This window comes from Pseudomonas sp. KT_2_4 (genome assembly GCF_041410225.1).
Lineage (GTDB): Bacteria > Pseudomonadota > Gammaproteobacteria > Pseudomonadales > Pseudomonadaceae > Aquipseudomonas > Aquipseudomonas paracarnis.
Genome location: NZ_CP166962.1, coordinates 5223949 through 5246294 on the forward strand (window position 1 = coordinate 5223949; position 22346 = coordinate 5246294).

A 22346-nucleotide genomic window follows, 5' to 3' on the forward strand; every position below is an offset into this window, starting at 1 on the left:
GATGCAGGCGCCTCGGTGTAACAGTTGCACCGAGGCGATGCCATCGCAGGCAAGCCAGCTCCCACACAAGCCCGGCTCCTACAGGACGAACGGTGTTGCTTTTAGTGCTGCAGGATTTTCTCGAGGAAGTGCTGCGCACGCTCGGAGCGTGCGCTGATGTCGCCGAAGAACTCTTCCTTCGGGCAGTCTTCGATGATCTTGCCGGCGTCCATGAAGATCACGCGGTCGGCCACTTTGCGCGCAAAGCCCATTTCGTGGGTCACACACATCATGGTCATGCCTTCGTGGGCCAGTTGCACCATCACGTCGAGCACTTCGTTGACCATTTCCGGGTCCAGCGCCGAGGTCGGTTCGTCGAACAGCATGACGATCGGGTCCATGGCCAGGGCGCGGGCAATCGCCACACGTTGTTGCTGGCCGCCGGAGAGCTGGCCAGGATGCTTGTGGGCGTGAGCCGACAAGCCCACGCGGTCGAGCAGTTGCAGGCCCTTCTTGGTGGCTTCTTCCTTGCTGCGGCCCAATACCTTGATCTGCGCGATGGTCAGGTTTTCGGTGATGGTCAGGTGCGGGAACAGCTCGAAGTGCTGAAACACCATGCCCACGCGCGAACGCAGTTTTGGCAGGTTGGTCTTCGGGTCGGCGATGGAGGTGCCGTCGACGACAATGTCGCCTTTCTGGAACGGTTCCAGCGCGTTCACGCACTTGATCAGGGTGGATTTGCCCGAGCCGGATGGCCCGCACACCACGATCACTTCGCCTTTTTTAACCTCAGTGCTGCAATCGGTCAGCACCTGGAAGTCGCCATACCACTTGTTGATGTTCTTGATAGAGATCATACGGCAAACCTTTTTTGCAGACGCTTGACCAGCAGCGAGGCGGAAAAGCTGATGATGAAGTAGACGACACCGGCAAAGATCAAGAACTCGTTGGAGCGGCCGATGATGTCGCCATTGGAGCGGGCGGAGTTGAGGAAGTCCACCAGGCCCACGGTGTAGACCAGGGAGGTGTCCTGGAACAGGATGATCGACTGTTGCAGCAGCAACGGCGTCATCTTGCGGAACGCCTGGGGCAGGATGATCAGGCGCATGGTCTGGCCGTAGGTCATGCCCATGGCTTGTGCCGCCGCCATCTGGCCCTTGGGAATCGACTGCACGCCGGCTCGTACGATTTCGCAGAAGTACGCAGCCTCGAACATCATGAACGCCACGACGCAGGAGGTGAACGCGCCGATCGGGGTGTCTTCGCCGGTGATCCAGCGCAGCACGAACGGCACCGCCAGGTAAAACCAGGTGATCACCAGCAGCAGCGGGATCGAGCGGAAGTAGTTCACATAGGCGCCGGCCACGCGGGACAGCAGTTTATTGGACGACAAGCGCATCAGGGCCAGAATGGTCCCGATGATGATGCCGCCGACCACACCCATGACCATCAGCTTCAAGGTCATGACCATGCCGTTCCACAGGCCCGGGATGGCGGGGATGATGCCGCTGAAATCGAAGTCCATTATTTGCCCCCCACGGAGATCAGGCCGGGCACTGCGACTTTCTTCTCGACCACGCGCATCAGCAGCATCAGGCTCATGTTCAGGGTGAAGTAGATCAGCGTGGCCAGGGTGAAGGCTTCAAACAGGTTGGCCGAGAACTCGGCGGTCTGTTTGGTTTGCGCCAGCAGTTCCATCAAGCCGATCAAGGACGCCACGGAGGAGTTCTTGAACACGTTGAGGAATTCCGAGGTAAGCGGCGGAATGATGATGCGGTAAGCCTGGGGCAGCAGCACGTTCCAGTAGATCTGCGGCAGCTTGAAGCCCATGGCGCGCGCCGCGGATTCCTGGCCCCGTGGCAGCGCCTGGATACCGGTACGCACTTGCTCGCACACACGGGCGGCAGTGAACAGGCCCAGGCACACTACGACACTCAGGTAGGCCGAAGTGGTCGGGTTCAGGTCTTGTTTGTACCAGTCCTGCAGGTTCTGCGGCAGCATGTCCGGTACCAGGAAGTACCAGATGAACAGCTGAACCAGCAGCGGCACGTTACGAAACAGTTCCACGTAGCAGGTCGCGATGCCCGATACGAGGCGGTTTGGCACCGTGCGCATGACCCCCAGAATGGAGCCCAGCAGCAAGGCGATAATCCATGCCACGACAGCAATGGCGATGGTCCAGCCCAGCCCGGAGAGGTACCAGTCGAGATAAGTCTCGCTGCCCACGCCGGTGGACTTGAAGAACACGCCCCAGTCCCAGTTGTAATTCATTAGGGTCTCCCCTCGAGATCGATCGATGTACAAGCACCCGCTTGGGGAAGATCCGTTCCCGCCTGACGTTGAACGCCAGGCACACACGATCGGCTCGAAAACCGCCAGGTCGAGTGTTCCAAGTTAAAACCAGCAGGTAATTACAGACGCCTGAGGGAGGGTTGGCTCCCTCAGGACATAAGCTTAGTCAGGTATCAGATTTTTACTTCTGGCGCTGGTTTGTCGCTAGGGTTAGCGATCAGCTCCTTGACCTTGTCGCTCATCGGGAAGTTCAGGTTCAGGCCTTTCGGTGGGATCGGGCTTTCGAACCATTTGGCGTAGATCTTGTTGATCTCGCCGGACTTGTACAGGGCGACAATGGCGTCATCCACGGCTTTCTTGAAGTCCGGGTCGCCTTTGCGAACCATGCATGCATAGGCTTCGAATGACTGCGGAGTGCCGGTGATAACCCAGTCATCGGGCTTCTTGGCCTTGGCTTCTTCACCGGCCAGCAGGGCGTCGTCCATCATGAATGCAACGGCACGGCCGCTTTCGAGCATCTGGAAGGATTCGCCGTGGTCTTTGGCGGAGATAACGTTCATGCCCATCTGCTTGTCGGCGTTCATCGCCTTGATGATGCGCTCGGACGTGGTGCCGGCGGTGGTCACGACGTTTTTGCCTTTCAGGTCGGCAAAGTCAGCGTAGGACGGCTTGCCTTCCTTGTCTTTCTTGACCAGCAGGCGAGTGCCGATTTCGAAGATGTTGACGGTGAAGTCAACTTGCTGGGCGCGTTCGGCGTTATTGGTGGTGGAGCCGCACTCCAGATCCGCGGTGCCGTTCTGGATCAACGGGATACGGGTTTGCGAGGTCACCAGGTTGTACTTGGCTTTGAGGTCGGGTTTGTTCAGGTCTTTTTTCAGTTGCTCGACAACGGCCAACTGGATGTCGTGGGAGTAGCCCACGGGTTTGCCCGAACCATCCGCGATGTAGGAAAACGGAATGGAGCTGTCGCGGTGAGCGAGAGTGATGGTGCCGGAGTCGTTGATTTTCTTCAGTGTGCCGGTGAGTTCGGCGGCAAAAACTGGAGTGCTGATCAGAGCAGCAGCGATAGCTGCGCCCAGGATATGGGGAACGATGCGCATCAATACTTCCTCGACATTTGTTTTTTTTATGAAGCCAGCTGAACGGCTCTCTTGTACAGCGACTGCCCGTGACGGCTCCTAAGGCGCCTCAGGCAATCGTTGAAGAGTGTAGAGCATGAGTCGTGCCATACCGAAAATAAAAGGATAACTGCATGATTTATATGGAAATTAACTTTTTGTTTCGGTGATATTTTCGGTCTTTGATCCGGCAAACCGAATAGAGTTGTGGGGCGCGTTCGGAAAACCGAATAGTCTGTAGGAGCGAGCTTGCTCGCGAAAAACGCAAAAACGCCGCGTTTATGCTGAATAAACGCGGCGCTCTCTAGTTTTTCGCGAGCAAGCTCGCTCCTACAGTCAGGCGGTCAGGCCGCTTCGATCTTGCTGCGGTTCTGCTCGACCTTGGACAAATAGCGTTGCAGGTTTTCCTGCTCCTGCTCGGTGGTGAACAGGCCAAGCTTGGTACGGCGCCACAGCACGTCCTGCGGTTGCGTCACCCACTCTTCGGCGCACAGATAGTCGACTTCGCGGCTATACAGGCCGCCACCCAGGTGGTCACCCAGATCGGCGAGCGTTTGCACGCCCTCCAGCAAGCGCCAGGTGCGGCTGCCGTAAGTGGTGGACCAGCGGCGGGCGATCTCGCTCGGTACCCAGTCGAACTTGGCGCGGATGGCGTCAGCCAGGGCTTCAGGGGTGGTCATGTCTTCACCGCCGGGCAGGCTGGCCGTGGCGGTCCAGCTAGGGCGCATCTGGGTGAAGTACGGCGCCAGTTGGGCCATGGCCGACTCGGCCAGTTTGCGATAGGTGGTCAGCTTGCCGCCGAATACCGACAGGATCGGCGCTTCGCCGGTGCCGCCGGACAAGGCCAGGGTGTAATCGCGCGTGATGGCCGATGGGTTGTCGGACTCGTCGTTGCACAGCGGGCGCACGCCGGAGTAAGTGTGGACGATATCGTCACGGCTCAGTTGTTTCTTGAAGTGCGCATTGACCACTTTGAGCATGTAGTCGGTTTCGCCTTCGGTGATCGCCACTGCAGCCGGGTCGCCGGTGTATTCGCGGTCGGTGGTGCCGATGATCGTCAAGTGGTTCAGGTACGGAATGGTGAAGACGATGCGCTGGTCTTCGTTCTGCAGGATGTGCGCGTGGGCGCCTTCGTACAGGCGCGGCACGATCAGGTGGCTGCCTTGAATCAGGCGGATGCCGTAGGGCGAATCCAGCTTCAGGTCGTCCTTGATGAATTTGGCCACCCAAGGGCCGGCAGCATTCACCAGGGCGCGGGCGCGGATCGAGAACAGGCTGCCGTCGGCACGCTCCATGTTCATTTCCCACAGGCCGTTACTGCGATGGGCGCTGACGCAACGGGTCTGCGTGTGGATGTGCGCGCCTTTCTCGCGGGCCGCCATGGCGTTGAGCACGACCAGGCGAGCGTCATCGACCCAGCAGTCGGAGTATTCGAAGCCTCGGGTAATTTCACTTTTCAGCGGGCTGTCGGCACCGAACTTGAGGCTTTTGGAGCCTGCCAGTTTTTCGCGCTTGCCCAAGTGGTCATACAGGAACAAGCCAGCGCGAATCATCCACGCCGGGCGCAAGTGCGGGCGGTGCGGCAGCACGAAGCGCATTTGCTTGACGATGTGTGGGGCTTTGCCTAGCAGCACCTCACGTTCGGCCAGGGCTTCGCGCACCAGGCGGAATTCGTAGTGTTCCAGGTAACGCAGGCCGCCGTGGATCAGCTTACTGCTGGCCGAGGAGGTGTGGCTGGCCAAGTCATCCTTTTCGCAAAGGAATACCGACAAACCGCGACCGGCTGCGTCTGCCGCAATCCCGACGCCATTGATCCCGCCACCAATTACGGCAACGTCATAGACTTCGGCAAGCGGTGGAGCAGGCAAGGTGGAAGGGTTCATCGGCTGGCCTCGCGATCTTTTCGTCTTGGAATTCGAACATTAATGTTCATTTGCGAAAATGGTAGCTGATAATTGCGGGCACAGCCACCCGACTTCGATTGAAAAAACTCATCGAAGGGCGGAGAAAGGAAGAATTATGAACAAAGGTGAATGTATGGGTGTGAGTGAGGCCGTCATCGCGGGCAAGCCCGGCTCCCACATTTAATCGCATTTCAAACTGTGGGAGTCGGGCTTGCCCGCGATGACGCCTGAACAGGCGCTAAACGACTTCCAGCCGCACCTTGTGCTCATTCAGCACTTGCACCAAGGCCGGCACCGGCTGCTGGTCAGTCACCAGGCAGTCCACCAGGCTGATCGGCCCCAGGCGAATCATGGCATTGCGCCCGAATTTGCTGGAGTCTGCCGCCAGAATCACTTGCCGCGCATTGGCGATGATGGCCTGGGAAACCCGCACTTCTTGGTAATCGAAGTCCAGCAGGCTGCCGTCCTCGTCGATCCCGCTGATGCCCACCAGGGCAAAGTCGACCTTGAACTGGTTGATGAAGTCGACACTGGCCTGGCCCACCACGCCACCGTCACGGCGTACATTGCCGCCGGTGAGCAACACATCAAAGTCGTCCTTGGCGCTGAGCATGGTGGCAACGTTGAGGTTGTTGGTGATGATTTTCAGGTGGCTGTGATTGAGCAGCGCACGGGCGATGGATTCGGTGGTGGTGCCGATGTTGATGAACAGCGAGGCATGATCGGGAATCTGCGCGGCGATGGCTTCACCGATGCGTTGCTTCTCGTCGCGCATCTGGTCGGCACGCATGGCGTACGCGGTGTTCTCGACACTGGAGTCATAGGCTGCGCCGCCGTGGTAGCGGCGCAACAGGTTGGCGTCCGCCAGCTGGTTGATATCGCGGCGGATGGTTTGCGGGGTGACAACGAATAGCTGCGCCATTTCCTCGATACTGACGTAGCCGCGTTCGCGGACCAGTTCGAGGATTTGTTGTTGGCGGGGAGGCAGATTCATGGGGCGTCCTTTGGGCTGCCATACAAAAGTGGCCCATGATGACGCAGGAATCCGCTCCCTGCCAGTTACAACCTGCCGTAAGCCAGCGCTTGGCTTATTCGGCGCCTTCGTGCGGCTCCCAGTCACGGGTGCGGCTCACGGCTTTTTGCCAGCCGGCATAGAGTTTTTCTTTGGCCGCTTCATCCAGCTGTGGTTCGAACTCGCGCTCGATCACTGCTTTGCCGCGCAACTCGTCCAGGCTGCCCCAGAAGCCACACGCCAGGCCGGCCAGGTAGGCTGCGCCCAAGGCAGTGGTCTCACGCATTTGCGGGCGTTCTACCTGGGTGCCGAGGATGTCGGCCTGGAATTGCATCAGGAAATTGTTGGCAACCGCGCCGCCGTCCACGCGCAAGGCCTTGAGGCGTTCGCCCGAGTCCTGTTGCATGGCGTCGAGGACGTCGCGGGTCTGGTAGGCAATCGATTCCAGGGCTGCGCGAATAATGTGGTCTACGCGTACGCCACGGGTCAGGCCGAACAGTGCGCCACGGGCATACGGGTCCCAGTAGGGCGCGCCGAGACCGGTGAAGGCCGGTACCAGGTACACGCCGTTGCTGTCCTTGACCTTGCCGGCAAAGTATTCGGTGTCGTGGGCATCGTTGATGATCTTCAGCTCGTCACGCAGCCATTGCACGGTGGAGCCGCCGTTGAAGACCGCGCCTTCCAGGGCATAGGCCACCTCACCGCGCGGGCCGCAGGCAATGGTGGTGAGCATGCCGTGCTTGGATTTCACCGCCTTGTCGCCGGTGTTCATCAGCAGGAAGCAGCCGGTGCCGTAGGTGTTCTTGGCCTGGCCCGCCTCCACGCACATCTGGCCAAACAGGGCCGCTTGCTGGTCACCGGCAATGCCGCCGATAGCGATGCCGCTCTTGGTACGGCCGTAGATTTGCGATGATGACTTCACTTCAGGGAGCATTTCCCGTGGGATGTCGAGAATCTCCAGCATCTTCGCATCCCACTCCAGGGTGTGGATGTTGAAGAGCATGGTGCGCGACGCGTTGGTGTAGTCGGTGACGTGGGTCTTGCCGCCGGTGAATTTCCAGATCAGCCAGCTGTCGACGGTGCCGAACAGCAGTTCGCCATTGCGCGCACGTTCGCGACTGCCTTCGACGTTGTCGAGGATCCACTTGAGCTTGGTGCCGGAGAAGTACGGGTCGGTCACAAGGCCCGTGGTGTCGCTGATGTATTGCTCATGGCCGTCGCGCTTGAGCTGCTGGCAGATCTCGGTGCTGCGACGGCACTGCCAGACGATGGCGTTGTAGATCGGGCGGCCGGTGATCTTGTCCCAGACCACCGTGGTTTCACGCTGGTTGGTGATACCGATGGCGGCCACCTGGTCATGGTGCAGGCCGGCCTGGGCCAGCGCCTCAACCATCACCGCGCTCTGGGTGGCGAAGATTTCCATCGGGTCATGTTCAACCCAGCCCGCCTGCGGGTAGTGCTGGACGAATTCACGCTGGGCGGTACACACCACGTTGGCGTCACGATCGAAGATGATCGCCCGGGAACTGGTGGTGCCCTGATCAAGGGCAATGATGTAGTTCTTATTCTGAAGGTCGGTCATGTCAATTGCCTTGGACGAAATAAGGAAGTCAGAAATCAGCCTGGGCCGCGAAGGGCAGGGGACCAGGGCTGGCGCTTTCAGGAAATACGAGTCTTGCCGTTGACAGCCGTGTCAGGTGTTTCTTCAGCGATAGCCGGTGCTGCGCTCGGCAGATGGCGGGCAATCAGCCCGCGATAGGCCGCAGCACCCAGGCATGCGCCGACAATCGGGGCGAAAATCGGCACCAGGAAGTAAGGAATATCTCGACCGCCAGTAAAGGCCATTTCACCCCAACCGGCGAAAAAGGTCATCAGCTTGGGGCCGAAATCCCGTGCCGGGTTCATCGCAAAGCCGGTCAGGGGGCCCATGGCGCTACCAATCACCGCGATCAGCAAACCGATCAGCAGGGGGGCCAGGGGGCCGCGTGGCAGGCCGTTGTTATCGTCGGTGAGGGCCATGATCACGCCCATCAGGATGGCGGTGATGACCATTTCCACCAGGAATGCCTGGGCCGTGCTCAGCAGCGCATGAGGATAGGTGGAGAACACCGAGGCCAATTCCAGGCTGGCTTGGGAGCCGCGGACCATGTGGTGGGTTTGTTCGTAATCGAAAAACAGATTGCTGTAGAGCGTGTACACCAGGGCGGCGGAGCAAAAGGCGCCGGCGACCTGGGCAAGAATATAGAAGGGCAGCTTGCGCTTTTCAAAATCGGCAAAGATGCACAGGGCGATACTGACCGCGGGGTTGAGGTGAGCCCCGGAAATACCGGCACTCAGGTAGATCGCCATGCTCACGCCGACCCCCCAGATGATACTGATTTCCCACAAGCCAAAGCTCGCACCCGCGACCTTGAGCGCGGCGACGCATCCTGTGCCGAAGAAGATCAGCAGCGCGGTGCCCAGGAATTCGGCCATGCATTGGCTCGAAAGTGAAGGCTGTTGAAGAGCAGTTGTCATGGAAAACCTCAATTGTTGTTCTTGTCTTGCGCACGGCCTCAACGGGCAGTTGCGCGATATTCACCACGAGAAGGATCCCCATCCTGGATCGCGGCTTACTGCGGAGTACCAGAGGATTATTCCTACGGTATTCGGAAACGAAAAAATATAGACAAGAATGACCGCTGTCAAAGGTCGAAAGTGAACCATTGGTCATTTCCGAACTATTGGTGTGATGAATGATCATGGCCAAGGCGCGTTGCTTAAGCGGTAATAGGTCTGTGCTAGAGCGTTTTAGGTAGGCTTGGCCTAGAATTGGCCATCAGTTTGCCCGCCCGGAGCCGCTATGACCCCTGCATTGGACCTGTTGAAAAAAGTTCGCGCCGAACATCGTGTGCATAGTTATGAACATGATCCCAAGGCAGCCTCGTATGGGCTGGAGGCCGCGGAGAAATTGAGCCTGGACCCGGCCCAGGTGTTCAAGACGCTGCTGGCGAGCAGTGAGAAGGGTGAATTGTTGGTGGCGGTGGTGCCGGTCGTCGGAAGTCTGGACTTGAAAGCCCTGGCTCACGCTGCGGGTGTGAAGAAAGTCGAAATGGCTGACCCGGCAGCGGCGCAGCGCTCCACGGGTTATCTGTTGGGCGGCATCAGTCCGTTGGGGCAGAAAAAGCGCCTGCGCACGTTTATCGATGAAACGGCGCAACCCTTTGCAACGATTTTTGTCAGCGCGGGCAGAAGAGGCCTGGAAGTTGAATTGCCAGCGGCGGTGCTGGCAGAACACACCCAGGCCAAATTCGCACCGATCGGGCGGGCCTGATAATCATCTTTGAAGTCTATGAGGATCAAGTGTGGAAGCTGGCTTGCCTGCGATAGCATCAACGCGGTGTAACAGATAACCCGAGTTGTCTGTATCGCAGGCAAGCCAGCTCCCACAGTTTGATCCGGTTTCGTCAGTGAGCGACGCTGTGGCGGCGCACGCCTGACTCAACAGCGGGAATCTGCGCCGCTGTGCTGCCGGATGCCTGGAACACCACCAAATGTTCAGCCGCCACACGGATCCCCACCTCTGCGCCCACTTGGTGATCGGCATGGCTGGGGAAAATCGACTCTAATTGCGCGCCGGTCGGCAGCTGTAACCGGTACAGCGTTGAGGCGCCGAGGAAGGTCTTGCCGACGATCCGGGCTTTCAACGCGCTGTCCGGCGCATACACGATGTCGTCCGGGCGCAGCAGCACATCCACTGCTGCACCGGTCGGCAAGGTATAGGCTCGGTTTCCGCGCAAGTCGCCCAGTTCAGTGCTGACCGATTCCGGTGAGTTCAGCCGCCCACGGATGAAATACCCCTGGCCGATGAAACTGGCAACGTAAGGCGTCTGCGGTTCGTGATAGAGGTTGTAGGGTGTGTCCCACTGCTCTAGTCGGCCTTCCTTGAAGACCCCGACGTGATCGCTGACGGCGAAGGCCTCTTCCTGATCATGGGTCACCAGGATCGCGCTAGTGCCGCGTGCCTTGAGGATGTCGCGCACTTCATGGCTGAGCTTGCGGCGCAGTTCGCCATCGAGGTTGGAAAAGGGTTCATCCAGCAACAGCAGCTGCGGCTCCGGCGCCAGGGCGCGGGCGAGGGCGACGCGTTGTTGCTGGCCACCGGAAAGCTCATGGGGGAAGCGCTTGCCCAGGTTCTTCAAGTTGACCAGTTCCAGCAACTCGGCGACCACGCGCTCTTTTTGCGGGTGTTTGCGAATGCCAAAGGCGATGTTGTCAGCCACGCTCAGGTGCGGGAACAATGCGTAGTCCTGGAACACCATGCCGATGCGACGCTTCTCCGGCGCGAGGGTGAAACCGGCGCGGGAGATGACGTCGCCCGCCAGGCTGATTTCGCCTTCATGCACCGGCTCAAAGCCTGCGATCGCGCGCAGGGTAGTGGTCTTGCCGCAGCCCGAAGAGCCGAGCAGGCAACCGATATCACCGGCGTTGAGGTGCAGGTTGAGGTTCTGCACCACCCGCTGGTCTTGATAGCCGCATGCCAGATTGCGCAGGTTCAGCAGTAATGGCTGGCTCATGCGTGGTGGTACGACGGCGGGACGAGGAATTCGAGCAAGGCTTTTTGCGCATGCAGGCGGTTCTCGGCCTGATCCCACGCGACTGAGCGCGGATCGTCGAGCAGGTCCTGGCTGATTTCTTCGCCCCGGTGGGCGGGTAGGCAGTGCATGAACAGCACGTCCGGCGCGGCCAGGTCGAGCAACGCGCGAGTCACCTGGAACGGCGCGAACCGGGCCAGGCGCTTGGCGGTTTCGTCTTCCTGGCCCATGGAGGTCCAGACGTCTGTGCTGACCAGGTGCGCGCCGACCACTGCGTCTTTTGGATCGCGCAGCAGTTGCACACGGCCATCGGCCTTGGCCATGAACTCGGCGCTGGGCTCGTAGCCTTCAGGGCAGGCGATACGCAGGTGGAAGTCGAACTGGATCGCCGCTTCTATATAGCTGTTGCACATATTGTTGCCGTCGCCGATCCAGGCCACGGTCTTGCCTTGGATCGAGCCACGGTGTTCGAGGAAGGTTTGCATGTCGGCCAGCAACTGGCAGGGATGCAGGTCATCGGACAGGCCGTTGATCACGGGCACACGGGAGTTGGCGGCAAATTCGGTCAAGGTGCTGTGGGCGAAGGTACGGATCATCACGGCATCGAGCATGCGCGACATCACGATGGCGCAATCGCTGATCGGCTCACCACGGCCCAACTGGGTGTCGCGCGGTGACAGGAAGATGGCCTGGCCACCCAGCTGGATCATGCCGGCTTCGAACGACAGGCGTGTGCGCGTCGAGGACTTTTCGAAAATCATCCCGAGCACCCGGTTTTTCAACGGCTCAAACAGTACACCGCGGTTACGCAGGTCTTTAAGCTCAATGCCGCGACGGATCACGCTGACCAGCTCTTCGGGCGTGCAATCCATCAGGGAGAGAAAGTGCCTTGCGCTCATCATTAACTACCTTTTGCAACAGACCGCAGATACTCAAAGCCTTGTTTATTGCGACAACGGGCGAGACCTGCGGCGAAAGCCGCACGGGGCGACGAAATAGGGGAAGACGCGATATTGACATTAAATGTCGCGTTTTACCAATAGGGCTACGGCTTTAGGGATGTTCAAGCAGGGCGCTGGCGCGCGTTTGAAGACGATTTCCTGACAGCAGCGAGCCATTTGTACACTGGCGTCCAGGCCTTTTGCAATGCGCGGGGGCGGGCTTGGGCCAGGCCGCGTCGGTTTCAGCGCCTGCTGGCAAGGTTTCTGAAACATTTGCTCATGCTTAGCCATGCCCTGGCCTATGCCTGTCGATTCACAACGCGAAGGTTGCTGGCGCCCCAAGTGGTCGCGGCCCATAGTTGAGCCAAAGCCCCTATAAAAGAGACTGGCCATGACCAAGACTCTCCACCACCGTGCCTGCCACCTGTGCGAAGCCATCTGCGGCCTCACCCTGGAAACCACCCAAGGCGAAGACGGTCGCCTGGCGATCACCTCGATCAAGGGCGACCCTCTGGACAGTTTCAGTCGCGGCCACATCTGCCCCAAAGCCGTGGCCCTGCAGGACATCCAGAATGACCCGGACCGCCTGCACCAACCCATGCGGCGGGTGGGCAGCGAATGGCAGCCGATTGGCTGGGATGAAGCCTTTGCCCTGGTGGCCGAGCGGCTTGCGGGTATCCAGGCGCGGCATGGGCAGAACGCGGTGGCGGTGTATCAGGGCAACCCAAGCGTGCATAACTATGGGTTGATGACCCACAGCAACTACTTTCTAGGGCTGTTGAAGACGCGCAATCGCTTTTCCGCGACCTCGGTAGACCAGTTGCCTCATCACCTCACCAGCCACCTGATGTACGGCCACGGCCTGTTGTTGCCCATCCCCGACATCGACCAGACCGACTTCATGTTGATCCTCGGCGGCAACCCGCTGGCCTCCAATGGCAGCATCATGACCGTGCCCGATGTGGAAAAACGCCTCAAGGCCATCCAGGCGCGGGGCGGAAAAGTGGTGGTGGTCGACCCGCGGCGCAGCGAGACGGCAGCCATCGCCGACCAGCACGTGTTCGTACGCCCCGGCGGCGATGCGGCATTGTTGTTTGGGGTGCTCAACACTTTGTTCTCCGAAGGGCTGACACGCGACAGCCATTTGCCGGTGCAAGGCCTGGATGATGTACGCAAGGCGATTGCCGGCTTCGATGCCGAGGCCATAAGCCGCCAGTGTGCGGTGCCTGCCGAGCAGATTCGCCAGTTGGCCAGGGACTTCGCCGGCGCTGACAAGGCCGTTTGTTATGGCCGCATGGGGGTCTCGACCCAAGCGTTTGGCACGCTGTGCCATTGGCTGGTGCAACTGATCAACCTGGTGACCGGCAACCTGGACCGTGTCGGCGGCGCGCTCTGCACCAGCCCCGCGGTGGACCTGGTGGCCTCCACCAGCGGCGGCCATTTCAACCGCTGGCAGAGCCGCGTGTCCGGGCGGCCGGAGTACGGCGGAGAACTGCCGGTGTCGGCGCTGGCCGAAGAAATGCTGACCGAGGGTGATGGGCAGATCCGCGCCCTGGTGACGGTGGCCGGCAACCCGGTACTGTCCACGCCTAACGGCCGCCAATTGGAACAAGCCCTGGACGGGTTGGAGTTCATGGTCAGCATCGACCTGTATATCAACGAGACCACGCGTTATGCCGACCTGATCTTGCCCTCCACCTCGGCGCTGGAAAACGATCACTACGACACCACCTTCAATCTGTTTGCGGTGCGCAATGTCACGCGTTTCAATCGTGCCATCCTGCCCAAGCCTGAGGGGGCGTTGCATGACTGGGAGATTTTTGTCGGCTTGGCCAAGGCGTTTGCGGCGCACACTGGCGCGGTGCTCAAGCCCACCCTGCCACCGGCACAGATGATCGACTTCGGCCTGCGTGCGGGTGCCTATGGTGACGCATCTAGTCATAAACTGTCGGTGGCCATGCTGGCGGATCATCCCCATGGCGTGGACCTGGGGCCGCTCAAGCCCAACCTCGGGGCACGTTTGAAAACCGCGGATGCCAAGGTGCAAGCGGCACCGGCCGTGATCCTGGCAGACCTGGCGCGTTTCACCGCGCAGCCGGTGCCGGTGGCCGACGAACTGCTATTGATTGGCAGGCGGCATGTGCGCAGCAATAATTCCTGGATGCATAACTATCACCGGCTGGTGAAGGGTAAGCCACGCCATCAACTGCTGATGCACCCCGATGATCTGGCTAGCCGTCAGTTGAGCGATGGCCAGCGGGTGCGGGTGAGTTCGCGTATCGGTATGGTCGAGGTGGAAGTAGCGGCCAGCACGGACATGATGCCGGGTGTGGTCAGCCTGCCTCACGGCTGGGGCCACGGTCGTCCTGGCGTGCAGATGAGCATCGCGAGCAGCCAGCCGGGGGCGAGTGCCAATGACTTGACCGACGAGCGGCAATTGGATGAGTTGTCGGGTAATGCGGCGCTCAATGGCGTACCGGTGAAGGTGGCGGCGGCCTGAGCATCCTGCTGGATTTTTGCGTTACAATGCGCCACCGTGCCGACCCGTGAGTCGCAAAGTTCCTGCAGAGGTGTTCCATGGATATCATCGAAACGATCAAAGAGCAGATTGCCAACAACACCATTCTGCTTTACATGAAAGGCGCTCCAAACGCGCCTCAGTGCGGTTTCTCCGCGAAAGCGTCCCAGGCAGTCATGGCATGTGGCGAGAAGTTCGCTTACGTGGATATCCTGCAAAACCCCGAGATCCGCGCCAACCTGCCAAAGTACGCCAACTGGCCGACTTTCCCGCAGTTGTGGGTAGCCGGTGAGCTGGTTGGCGGTAGCGACATCATCACTGAAATGGCAGCTGATGGTTCGCTGCAAGCGCTGATCAAAGACGCAGCGCAAAAAGCAGCAGTCAAGACTGACGCCTAATTGGCGAGCAATAAAAAGCCCCGCTTCTCACAAGAGAGCGGGGCTTTTTTTGAGCTTTTCTTTAGGAGCGAGCGCAGTTATTCGCCCATCTGCGATTGCAGGTAATTCTCCAGGCTGACCTTGTCGATCAGGCCCAACTGGGTTTCAAGCCAGTCGATATGCTCTTCCTGATCTTCCAGGATATCTTCCAGCAGTTCACGGCTGCCGAAATCGCCCTTGGTTTCGCAGTGAGCGATAGCGGCTTTCAGATCGCTGTGGCTCTTGCGCTCGAAGCCCAGGTCGCTGCTGATCATTTCCTGGGTGTGCTCGCCGATGTTCAGCTTGCCCAAGTCCTGTACGTTCGGCAGGCCTTCCAGGAACAGGATGCGCTTGATCAGCGCGTCGGCGTCCTTCATGGCCTTGATCGACTCTTTGTATTCACGCTTGCCGAGCTTTTCCAGGCCCCAATCGTCGTACATGCGCGCATGCAGAAAGTACTGATTGATCGCGACCAGTTCATTGGCAAGGATTTTGTTGAGTTGCTGGATGACTGAGATGTCGCCTTTCATGACTGGGGTCCTGCCCTGTAATAGCTGTGTATAGGGCGGAGTCTGAGCGGTGAAAATCCTAGTGTCAAACCTAAGTTATTGAATAATAAATGAAAATTAATCGGAATAAGAATGTTTGTGTTCCGCGTCTTGGCGCTAACTATTTGAATTGATGGCATAAAAAAACCGGACACTAGGTCCGGTTCTTCAAAACATGCCTATTCAGGCGTGTTTAAATTCTGCTGGGTAGGGGAGCGCGGCCTGGGCTGTTTGCAGCTGCGTCAGGGTTTCCCGTACCACTTGCTTGGCCAGGCAAGCACATTTGCCACACTGGCTGGCAACGCCGGTGGTTTCACGTACTTCCTTATAGCTGCAGCAACCTTCGTAGATTGCTTCGCGGATTTGTCCGTCGGTGACGCCAGTGCAGAGGCAGACATACATAAGTGAGAACCGTCGCGGGTTTATGGCTTAAGTGCGATGGATCTTAATGTTAACGAGAATGATTGTCAAAATAGTTTCAGCAGCAATCCGGGGGGAATTGCCCGTGCGCTGACGAACGGTTTTTTCGGTGTATGATGGTCGGTCTTCACGAAGCGTGATTGCGTCATATTTTTGTCTGTTTCCACAGGCAGATTCGACCGGTCCTTTTACTTCAATCGTCACCCCTATATCAGGAGATATCCAATGAGCGTACTCGTCGGTAAACAAGCCCCGGATTTCGACGTACCAGCCGTCCTCGGCAATGGCGAAATCGTAGACAGCTTCAAGCTGTCTGAAGCCATCAAAGGCAAATACGGCCTGGTGTTCTTCTACCCGCTGGACTTCACCTTCGTCTGCCCTTCAGAGCTGATCGCCCTGGACCACCGCATGGACGATTTCAAAGCGCGCAATGTTGAAGTGGTCGCGGTTTCCATCGACTCCCATTTCACCCACAACGCCTGGCGCAACACCGCCATCAACGACGGCGGCATTGGCAAAGTCAAATACACCATGGCTGCCGACATGAAGCACGACATCGCCAAGGCCTACGACGTTGAGTCCGAAGGCGGCGTGGCGTTCCGTGGCGCGTTCCTCATCGATGACAAGGGCGTTGTGCGCTCGCAGATCATCAACGACCTGCCGCTGGGCCGTAACATGGAAGAGCTGATCCGCCTGGTCGACGCGCTGCAATTCCACGAAGAGCACGGCGAAGTCTGCCCTGCCAACTGGAAAAAAGGCGACAAAGGCATGAACGCTTCGCCAGAAGGCGTTGCGGCTTACCTGACCGAGAACGCTGGCAAGCTGTAAGCCAACGTCACGGTAAAAAAAACCGGCCTGAAAAGGCCGGTTTTTTTATGCGCGGGATTTGACTTCAGTCGTTGAAGTCTTCCCAGCCGCCCATCTGCTTCCAGCGGTTGACGATGCCGCAGAACAGCTCGGCGGTCTTCTCGGTGTCGTAGCGGGCCGAGTGGGCTTCACGCCCGTCAAAGTCGATACCGGCCGCCTGGCAGGCTTTGGCCAGAACGGTCTGACCGTAGGCCAGGCCTGCAAGCGTTGCGGTGTCGAAACTGGAGAACGGATGAAACGGGTTGCGCTTCATGTCCAACCGCGCCACGGCGGCGTTCAGGAAGCCCAGGTCGAAACTGCTGTTGTGACCGACCAGGATCGCACGTTTGCAGCCATTGGCCTTCAATGCCTTGCGCACGCCACGGAAGATGTCGGTCAGCGCCGCTTCTTCACTTACCGCCATGCGCAGTGGGTGGTCGAGCTTGATCCCGGTGAATTCCAGGGCAGCGGCTTCGATATTGGCGCCTTCAAACGGCTCGACGCGAAAGAAATGGGTGTGCTCCGGGTACACAAAGCCCTGTTCGTCCATGCCGATGGTGGTTGCGGCAATTTCCAGCAAGGCATCGGTGGCGCAGTTGAAACCACCGGTTTCTACGTCGATGACGACCGGCAGATAGCCGCGAAAACGCTCGGCCATCGGATGGCGCGAGCCACCACCGCCGTGCTCTTGTTCGTCGTCGTAATGGTCTTCACTCACTTGCTTTCCTCCAGCAGGCGCCAGCGCAGTGTTTCACCGGCGCGCAGCGGGATAACGGTCAGCTCGCCAAACGGCAGGCTGGCAGGGGCGGTCCAGTCTTCACGAACCAGGGTAATGCGGTCGGTATTCGCCGGCAGGCCGTAGAAACGCGGGCCGTTGAGGCTGGCGAAACCTTCGAGCTTGTCCAGAGCATTACGTTGTTCAAACGCTTCGGCGTACAACTCGATGGCGGCAAACGCGGTGTAGCAGCCGGCGCAGCCGCATGCGGCTTCCTTGGCGTGCTGGGCGTGGGGCGCCGAGTCGGTGCCGAGGAAGAACTTCGGGTTGCCGCTGGTGGCGGCATCCAGCAGGGCTACCTGATGGGTGTTGCGTTTGAGGATCGGCAGGCAGTAGAAATGCGGCCGAATCCCGCCCACCAGCATGTGGTTGCGGTTGTAGAGCAGGTGATGAGCGGTGATGGTCGCGCCAACGTTGGCCGACGCTTCGCTGACGAACTGCACCGCATCGGCGGTGGTGATGTGTTCAAACACCACCTTGAGCGTAGGGAACAACTCGACCACACGACGCATGTGTTCATCGATGAAGATTTTTTCGCGATCGAACACGTCCACATCGCCACGGGTGACTTCCCCGTGGATCAGCAATGGCATGCCGACCTCCGCCATGGCTTCGATCGCCGGCAGGATCTTATCGATACTGGTCACGCCGGAATCGGAGTTGGTGGTCGCGCCTGCCGGGTACAGCTTGGCGGCGTGCACGTAACCGCTGGCCTTGGCTTCTCGGATTTCTTCAGGCTGGGTGCGGTCGGTGAGGTAGAGCACCATCAACGGTTCGAAGCGGCTGCCGGCCGGTCGCGCAGCGAGGATGCGCTGGCGATAGGCGTCGGCTTCTGCGGCATTGCGCACCGGAGGTACGAGGTTAGGCATGATGATGGCGCGGCCAAACGTGCGCGCGACATCGGCCACGGTTTGAGGTAACGCAGCACCATCGCGAAGATGAATATGCCAGTCGTCGGGACGCAGCAGGGTCAGGCGGTCGGACATTGGGGATTCCAGGCGGGTCAATCTGGTGGGAATGCTACCGGAAAAGACTCTTGCAGGCACTCGCTATCAAGTTTTGCCGGATGCTACCGATATCTCCGGGTATGCCTTAACGATGTATGACGCTTTGAAGTGTTGTAGAAACCAGTGGAGCCTCCCGTGCGCCAGTATTATCTAGCCCTGCTCAGTGTGTTCGCCAGCCTGCCTGCGGCTGCCCTCACGTTCCAGACACGTCTGGAGAATATTGAGTGGAAGGTAGAGGGCGATCAGTTCGAGTGCCGCCTGACCCAGCCGATCAGCGATTTCGGTTCCGGTGAATTCGTACGCCGGGCCGGCGAACAGGCGACGTTTCGTCTGAAAACCTATGGCGGCACCCTTGGCGCCGGCTCGGCAACCTTATTGGCCGCGGCCGCGCCGTGGCAGCCGGGCCGAGGTGATATCAACCTTGGGGCCGTGCGTGTCGGCAGCGGCGACGTCCTGTTCAATAGCTCCCAGGCCCAGGCCGGCCGCCTGTTCACGGGTTTGCTTGAAGGGCGCAGCCCGACCGTGCGGCATTACGGGCGTCAAGGCGGCTACTCGGAAATTCGCCTGCTGCCTGTGAAGTTCAACAAGGCGTACAACGATTATCAGGTGTGCACCACCAAGCTGCTGCCCATGAATTACGACCAGGTCAAACAGACTGAAGTGGGCTTCCCCGGTGGTGGTATTGAGCTGGACGCGGCGGCCAAGAAGAAGTTGTCGGTGATCCTGGCATTCATGAAAGCCGATCCCACGGTCAATCATGTCGAGTTGAACGGTCATTCCGATAACAGTGGCAATCGCCTGACCAACCGTGACGTCTCACGGCGCCGCGCCCTGGCGGTGATGGACTACTTCAAGGCCAACGGCATTCAGGAATCGCAAATCACGATGCGCTTCCATGGCGAAAGCTACCCCTTGGCGCCCAACACCAATGCCGCCAACCGCGCGCGTAACCGCCGTGTGAATATTCAGCTGGAGCGCGTGGCTGCCCCCGAGAAACCGGCGCCCCAGACCATTGCGCCAAGCAACCCGGCGGCTACCTCATAAGGGCGACCATCGGTCGCCCACTCGACATAATCTGTCGCTTTATCTTCATTTGCTGTCGCGCCCCTGTAATTTCACGGTTTTGATCGGTAGAATCGTCGCCTTTCCGTACAACCCCGTGGAGTGATGGCATGGCCGACGTAAACAAGGTCGTTCTCGCGTATTCCGGCGGCCTGGACACTTCGGTGATCCTCAAGTGGCTGCAGGATACTTATAACTGTGAAGTGGTGACCTTCACCGCTGACCTGGGTCAGGGTGAAGAGGTCGAGCCTGCACGTGCCAAGGCGCAAGCCATGGGCGTGAAAGAGATCTACATTGACGACCTGCGCGAAGAATTCGTCCGCGATTTCGTTTTCCCGATGTTTCGCGCCAACACTGTCTACGAAGGTGAGTACCTGCTGGGTACCTCCATCGCACGTCCGCTGATCGCCAAGCGCCTGATCGAGATCGCCAACGAAACGGGCGCCGACGCCATTTCTCACGGCGCCACCGGCAAGGGCAACGACCAGGTCCGTTTCGAACTGGGTGCCTACGCACTCAAGCCAGGCGTTAAAGTCATTGCGCCGTGGCGTGAATGGGATCTGCTGTCCCGTGAAAAGCTGATGGATTACGCTGAAAAGCACGCCATCCCGATCGAGCGCCACGGCAAGAAGAAGTCGCCGTACTCAATGGACGCCAACCTGTTGCACATCTCCTATGAAGGCGGCGTGCTGGAAGACACCTGGACCGAGCACGAAGAAGACATGTGGAAATGGACGGTCTCCCCGGAGAACGCTCCAGACAAGGCGCAGTACCTGGAACTGACTTACCGTAACGGCGATATCGTTGCGCTGGACGGCGTTGAAATGACCCCGGCCACCGTACTGGCGACCCTGAACCGGATCGGTGGCCAGCATGGTATCGGCCGTCTCGACATCGTCGAGAACCGTTACGTGGGCATGAAGTCCCGTGGCTGCTACGAAACCCCAGGTGGCACCATCATGCTGCGCGCCCACCGCGCCATCGAATCCATCACCCTGGACCGCGAAGTCGCTCACCTCAAAGACGAGCTGATGCCCAAGTACGCCAGCCTGATCTACACCGGTTACTGGTGGAGCCCTGAGCGTCTGATGCTGCAACAGATGATCGACGCCTCCCAGGCTCATGTGAACGGTGTTGTGCGCCTGAAGCTGTACAAGGGCAACGTGATCGTCACCGGCCGCAAGTCCGATGAGTCGCTGTTCGACTCCAACATCGCCACCTTCGAAGAAGACGGCGGGGCCTACAATCAGGCGGACGCGGCAGGCTTCATCAAGTTGAACGCACTGCGCATGCGCATTGCTGCCAACAAGGGCCGCTCGTTGTTCTGAACCGTGCGCCTGTCGTGAAAAATGGCCCCTTATGCAAGGGGCCATTTTTTTTTGCCTGGATTTTAGATGTCGCACTGTTTATTAGCGTTTAGCGTGTGTTTAAGGTTTTTTCGTAACTTGCGCAATTATTTACCGGTTTATCTTTTTTTAAGGCTGAATCATTTTTTACATCTGGGGAGGAACTATGTCTGACAGAAAATTCACTCATGTAGTTGCAATGGAGATGTGAGTTGTTGAATTTTCTGTAGGAATTGCGGAAGTGTTGAAATATGTTAAATGGAACTAATGCGGACGGTTTTTCCGGGTCGGTTTGCGGGCGTCATTGCGACAAGCAAGGGGCATTTCCTGAAAGTCTTGTGCGGCACGTTTACCTTCAGGGGCTCATGCCCCAGACATTTCACTCAAAATATGTGCGCGCCGGGAAAGGTCTGAAAGCAACCATAAAGCTACATGCATCTAAGTTGGCGAATTTTTGTAGGTTAATTCCTATCTTCTTGTGGGTTGGGTCTCTGCCTGCTCTTGCTCGGGGTGGAATGCTATGCCAACTAGTAATCGACTAGGCTATTGTGTTTGCTCTAAATAATTCGAACAGCGAAATTGGACTTTCTCATGAATAAAGTGCTGATCGTGGATGATCATCCCGTCATTCGTCTTGCTGTGCGCATGCTAATGGAGCGTCATGGTTATGAGGTCGTTGCCGAGACTGATAACGGTGTCGATGCGTTGCAACTTGCACGGGAACATATGCCGGATATTGTGATACTGGATATCGGAATCCCCAAGCTCGACGGCTTGGAAGTTATTTGTCGGCTGGCTTCGACCAAGCAAGCCGTCTCGTTCAAGGTGCTGGTGCTGACGTCCCAGGCTCCCGGCCATTTTTCCATGCGCTGCATGCAGGCGGGTGCCGCCGGCTATGTGTGCAAGCAGCAGGATCTGACAGAGTTGCTCAGTGCCATCAAGGCGGTGCTTTCCGGCTATAGCTATTTCCCGAACCAGGCGCTCAACTCAGTGCGGTCAACCATGGGCAATGCCAGTGAAGCCGACATGGTCGAACGCTTATCGGGGCGGGAGATGATGGTGCTGCAGCAACTGGCCCGTGGCAAAACCAACAAGGAGATTGCCGATGGCATGTTCCTCAGCAACAAAACCGTCAGTACCTACAAGACGCGCTTGCTGCTCAAGCTCAATGCCAGGTCCCTCGTGGACTTGATCGAACTGGCCCAGCGCAACGGCCTGGTCTAGGAGGATATTGCATCTCTTGAATACCCGTGTAACCGGCAGAAAAAAGCCTCCGTCAGGGAGGCTTCCGGCCGCCAACGGCTCGATCAGAGATCGAAGTCGTAATCGGCCAGCTGTTTTTGCAAGCGTCGCTCTTCCAGAAGATTGTCGATAGTGCGGCGTTTGCTTAAATTGGTCTTGGCCACCTCTGCCACAGGTGCCTCTACCACATCGTCATCCGACTCAACGAGGTCGTCTTCCACTTCCAGTTGTTCGTTGCCAGCGCTCATAAGGTCAACTCCAGGCTAAGACTGCCGTTGGGGCTCCTTATAGCGATAATCCGCGAACGGGTAAAAAAGATTTTTTCAATCGCCTGATCACAAAAAGC

Annotated in this window: 22 protein-coding genes; 7 read left to right on the plus strand and 15 right to left on the minus strand. The window is 58.6% G+C overall.

From position 1 onward, the window contains the following. Positions 1 to 101 precede the first annotated feature (101 nt). From AB9N64_RS23950 to AB9N64_RS23985, 8 genes are all read right to left on the minus strand, one after another. Positions 102 to 836, minus strand: a complete 735-nt coding sequence (locus tag AB9N64_RS23950; RefSeq protein WP_003188952.1) for an amino acid ABC transporter ATP-binding protein — start codon at positions 834 to 836, stop codon at positions 102 to 104. Next, positions 833 to 1504: an amino acid ABC transporter permease gene (locus AB9N64_RS23955; RefSeq protein ID WP_003188954.1), complete on the minus strand. Its 672-nt coding sequence runs from the start codon at positions 1502 to 1504 to the stop codon at positions 833 to 835. Before AB9N64_RS23955 ends, AB9N64_RS23950 begins: the two co-directional genes overlap by 4 nt. Continuing rightward, entirely contained in the window at positions 1504 to 2250 is a 747-nt protein-coding gene (locus AB9N64_RS23960) for an amino acid ABC transporter permease (protein ID WP_014717132.1), read from the minus strand. The genes AB9N64_RS23955 and AB9N64_RS23960 overlap by 1 nt, the downstream gene beginning before the upstream one ends. A gap of 194 nt (positions 2251 to 2444) precedes the next feature. Continuing rightward, positions 2445 to 3371, minus strand: a complete 927-nt coding sequence (locus AB9N64_RS23965; protein ID WP_005785249.1) for a glutamate/aspartate ABC transporter substrate-binding protein — start codon at positions 3369 to 3371, stop codon at positions 2445 to 2447. Positions 3372 to 3733: 362 nt separating this feature from the next. Then, a complete protein-coding gene (gene glpD / locus AB9N64_RS23970) occupies positions 3734 to 5272 on the minus strand; it encodes a glycerol-3-phosphate dehydrogenase (RefSeq protein ID WP_020301173.1) in 1539 nt (512 codons plus the stop codon). Between the two features lie 259 nt (positions 5273 to 5531). Then, positions 5532 to 6287, minus strand: coding sequence for a DeoR/GlpR family transcriptional regulator (locus AB9N64_RS23975; protein ID WP_003188962.1), 756 nt, complete (start codon positions 6285 to 6287; stop codon positions 5532 to 5534). A 94-nt stretch (positions 6288 to 6381) separates the two neighbouring features. After that, complete coding sequence (gene glpK, locus AB9N64_RS23980; RefSeq protein WP_014717135.1) at positions 6382 to 7887, minus strand: glycerol kinase GlpK; 1506 nt, start codon at positions 7885 to 7887, stop codon at positions 6382 to 6384. 77 nt (positions 7888 to 7964) lie between these two features. Beyond that, positions 7965 to 8822 carry an MIP/aquaporin family protein gene (locus tag AB9N64_RS23985; protein WP_014717136.1) on the minus strand — a complete coding sequence of 286 codons (858 nt, stop codon included), beginning with the start codon at positions 8820 to 8822 and terminating at the stop codon, positions 7965 to 7967. A gap of 325 nt (positions 8823 to 9147) precedes the next feature. Here AB9N64_RS23985 and ybaK point away from each other — a divergent pair, with 325 nt between their 5' ends. Then, positions 9148 to 9618, plus strand: a complete 471-nt coding sequence (gene ybaK, locus AB9N64_RS23990) for a Cys-tRNA(Pro) deacylase (protein ID WP_014717137.1) — start codon at positions 9148 to 9150, stop codon at positions 9616 to 9618. A gap of 133 nt (positions 9619 to 9751) precedes the next feature. Here the strand turns inward: ybaK and AB9N64_RS23995 are convergent, their stop codons facing one another. Then, positions 9752 to 10861: an ABC transporter ATP-binding protein gene (locus AB9N64_RS23995; protein ID WP_014717138.1), complete on the minus strand. Its 1110-nt coding sequence runs from the start codon at positions 10859 to 10861 to the stop codon at positions 9752 to 9754. Further along, entirely contained in the window at positions 10858 to 11778 is a 921-nt protein-coding gene (gene argF / locus AB9N64_RS24000; RefSeq protein WP_014717139.1) for an ornithine carbamoyltransferase, read from the minus strand. The genes AB9N64_RS23995 and argF overlap by 4 nt, the downstream gene beginning before the upstream one ends. 433 nt (positions 11779 to 12211) lie before the next feature. Here argF and AB9N64_RS24005 point away from each other — a divergent pair, with 433 nt between their 5' ends. Together AB9N64_RS24005 and grxD are read left to right on the plus strand one after the other, a co-directional pair. Next, a complete protein-coding gene (locus AB9N64_RS24005; protein WP_371359706.1) occupies positions 12212 to 14320 on the plus strand; it encodes a molybdopterin oxidoreductase family protein in 2109 nt (702 codons plus the stop codon). Between the two features lie 77 nt (positions 14321 to 14397). After that, positions 14398 to 14736 carry a Grx4 family monothiol glutaredoxin gene (gene grxD, locus AB9N64_RS24010; protein ID WP_054898038.1) on the plus strand — a complete coding sequence of 113 codons (339 nt, stop codon included), beginning with the start codon at positions 14398 to 14400 and terminating at the stop codon, positions 14734 to 14736. Between the two features lie 77 nt (positions 14737 to 14813). On the opposite strand, the gene bfr is transcribed toward grxD, so the two are convergent. Further along, entirely contained in the window at positions 14814 to 15284 is a 471-nt protein-coding gene (bfr, locus tag AB9N64_RS24015; protein ID WP_012722487.1) for a bacterioferritin, read from the minus strand. A gap of 201 nt (positions 15285 to 15485) precedes the next feature. Beyond that, positions 15486 to 15704 (minus strand): bacterioferritin-associated ferredoxin, encoded by a 219-nt coding sequence (locus AB9N64_RS24020; protein WP_003188977.1) that lies wholly within the window; start codon positions 15702 to 15704, stop codon positions 15486 to 15488. Positions 15705 to 15947: 243 nt separating this feature from the next. Here AB9N64_RS24020 and AB9N64_RS24025 point away from each other — a divergent pair, with 243 nt between their 5' ends. Then, complete coding sequence (locus AB9N64_RS24025; RefSeq protein ID WP_003172097.1) at positions 15948 to 16550, plus strand: peroxiredoxin; 603 nt, start codon at positions 15948 to 15950, stop codon at positions 16548 to 16550. A 64-nt stretch (positions 16551 to 16614) separates the two neighbouring features. On the opposite strand, the gene rnt is transcribed toward AB9N64_RS24025, so the two are convergent. Further along, complete coding sequence (rnt, locus tag AB9N64_RS24030) at positions 16615 to 17286, minus strand: ribonuclease T (protein WP_003188980.1); 672 nt, start codon at positions 17284 to 17286, stop codon at positions 16615 to 16617. After that, positions 17283 to 18329 (minus strand): dihydroorotase, encoded by a 1047-nt coding sequence (pyrC, locus tag AB9N64_RS24035; RefSeq protein WP_014717142.1) that lies wholly within the window; start codon positions 18327 to 18329, stop codon positions 17283 to 17285. The genes rnt and pyrC overlap by 4 nt, the downstream gene beginning before the upstream one ends. 156 nt (positions 18330 to 18485) lie before the next feature. Between pyrC and AB9N64_RS24040 the strand changes: the two genes are divergently transcribed. The 3 genes from AB9N64_RS24040 (at position 18486) to AB9N64_RS24050 (ending at position 21982) form a co-directional block, all read left to right on the plus strand. Continuing rightward, positions 18486 to 19394, plus strand: coding sequence for an OmpA family protein (locus tag AB9N64_RS24040; RefSeq protein WP_019817696.1), 909 nt, complete (start codon positions 18486 to 18488; stop codon positions 19392 to 19394). A 128-nt stretch (positions 19395 to 19522) separates the two neighbouring features. After that, the gene (locus AB9N64_RS24045; protein ID WP_003188984.1) at positions 19523 to 20740 is read left to right on the plus strand and encodes an argininosuccinate synthase; all 1218 of its coding nucleotides are present in this window, start codon (positions 19523 to 19525) and stop codon (positions 20738 to 20740) included. 609 nt (positions 20741 to 21349) lie between these two features. Next, complete coding sequence (locus AB9N64_RS24050; RefSeq protein ID WP_003188986.1) at positions 21350 to 21982, plus strand: response regulator transcription factor; 633 nt, start codon at positions 21350 to 21352, stop codon at positions 21980 to 21982. Between the two features lie 83 nt (positions 21983 to 22065). On the opposite strand, the gene AB9N64_RS24055 is transcribed toward AB9N64_RS24050, so the two are convergent. Beyond that, positions 22066 to 22248, minus strand: coding sequence for a PA3496 family putative envelope integrity protein (locus tag AB9N64_RS24055; RefSeq protein WP_014717144.1), 183 nt, complete (start codon positions 22246 to 22248; stop codon positions 22066 to 22068). Positions 22249 to 22346 lie beyond the last annotated feature (98 nt).

What these genes read in the sequence shown, in the direction of transcription:
- AB9N64_RS23950 (WP_003188952.1), bottom strand. Translation starts at nt 836, where the DNA reads ATGATCTCTATCAAGAACATCAACAAGTGGTATGGCGACTTCCAGGTG.
- AB9N64_RS23955 (WP_003188954.1), bottom strand. Translation starts at nt 1,504, where the DNA reads ATGGACTTCGATTTCAGCGGCATCATCCCCGCCATCCCGGGCCTGTGG.
- AB9N64_RS23960 (WP_014717132.1), bottom strand. Translation starts at nt 2,250, where the DNA reads ATGAATTACAACTGGGACTGGGGCGTGTTCTTCAAGTCCACCGGCGTG.
- AB9N64_RS23965 (WP_005785249.1), bottom strand. Translation starts at nt 3,371, where the DNA reads ATGCGCATCGTTCCCCATATCCTGGGCGCAGCTATCGCTGCTGCTCTG.
- glpD (WP_020301173.1), bottom strand. Translation starts at nt 5,272, where the DNA reads ATGAACCCTTCCACCTTGCCTGCTCCACCGCTTGCCGAAGTCTATGAC.
- AB9N64_RS23975 (WP_003188962.1), bottom strand. Translation starts at nt 6,287, where the DNA reads ATGAATCTGCCTCCCCGCCAACAACAAATCCTCGAACTGGTCCGCGAA.
- glpK (WP_014717135.1), bottom strand. Translation starts at nt 7,887, where the DNA reads ATGACCGACCTTCAGAATAAGAACTACATCATTGCCCTTGATCAGGGC.
- AB9N64_RS23985 (WP_014717136.1), bottom strand. Translation starts at nt 8,822, where the DNA reads ATGACAACTGCTCTTCAACAGCCTTCACTTTCGAGCCAATGCATGGCC.
- ybaK (WP_014717137.1), top strand. Translation starts at nt 9,148, where the DNA reads ATGACCCCTGCATTGGACCTGTTGAAAAAAGTTCGCGCCGAACATCGT.
- AB9N64_RS23995 (WP_014717138.1), bottom strand. Translation starts at nt 10,861, where the DNA reads ATGAGCCAGCCATTACTGCTGAACCTGCGCAATCTGGCATGCGGCTAT.
- argF (WP_014717139.1), bottom strand. Translation starts at nt 11,778, where the DNA reads ATGAGCGCAAGGCACTTTCTCTCCCTGATGGATTGCACGCCCGAAGAG.
- AB9N64_RS24005 (WP_371359706.1), top strand. Translation starts at nt 12,212, where the DNA reads ATGACCAAGACTCTCCACCACCGTGCCTGCCACCTGTGCGAAGCCATC.
- grxD (WP_054898038.1), top strand. Translation starts at nt 14,398, where the DNA reads ATGGATATCATCGAAACGATCAAAGAGCAGATTGCCAACAACACCATT.
- bfr (WP_012722487.1), bottom strand. Translation starts at nt 15,284, where the DNA reads ATGAAAGGCGACATCTCAGTCATCCAGCAACTCAACAAAATCCTTGCC.
- AB9N64_RS24020 (WP_003188977.1), bottom strand. Translation starts at nt 15,704, where the DNA reads ATGTATGTCTGCCTCTGCACTGGCGTCACCGACGGACAAATCCGCGAA.
- AB9N64_RS24025 (WP_003172097.1), top strand. Translation starts at nt 15,948, where the DNA reads ATGAGCGTACTCGTCGGTAAACAAGCCCCGGATTTCGACGTACCAGCC.
- pyrC (WP_014717142.1), bottom strand. Translation starts at nt 18,329, where the DNA reads ATGTCCGACCGCCTGACCCTGCTGCGTCCCGACGACTGGCATATTCAT.
- AB9N64_RS24045 (WP_003188984.1), top strand. Translation starts at nt 19,523, where the DNA reads ATGGCCGACGTAAACAAGGTCGTTCTCGCGTATTCCGGCGGCCTGGAC.
- AB9N64_RS24050 (WP_003188986.1), top strand. Translation starts at nt 21,350, where the DNA reads ATGAATAAAGTGCTGATCGTGGATGATCATCCCGTCATTCGTCTTGCT.
- AB9N64_RS24055 (WP_014717144.1), bottom strand. Translation starts at nt 22,248, where the DNA reads ATGAGCGCTGGCAACGAACAACTGGAAGTGGAAGACGACCTCGTTGAG.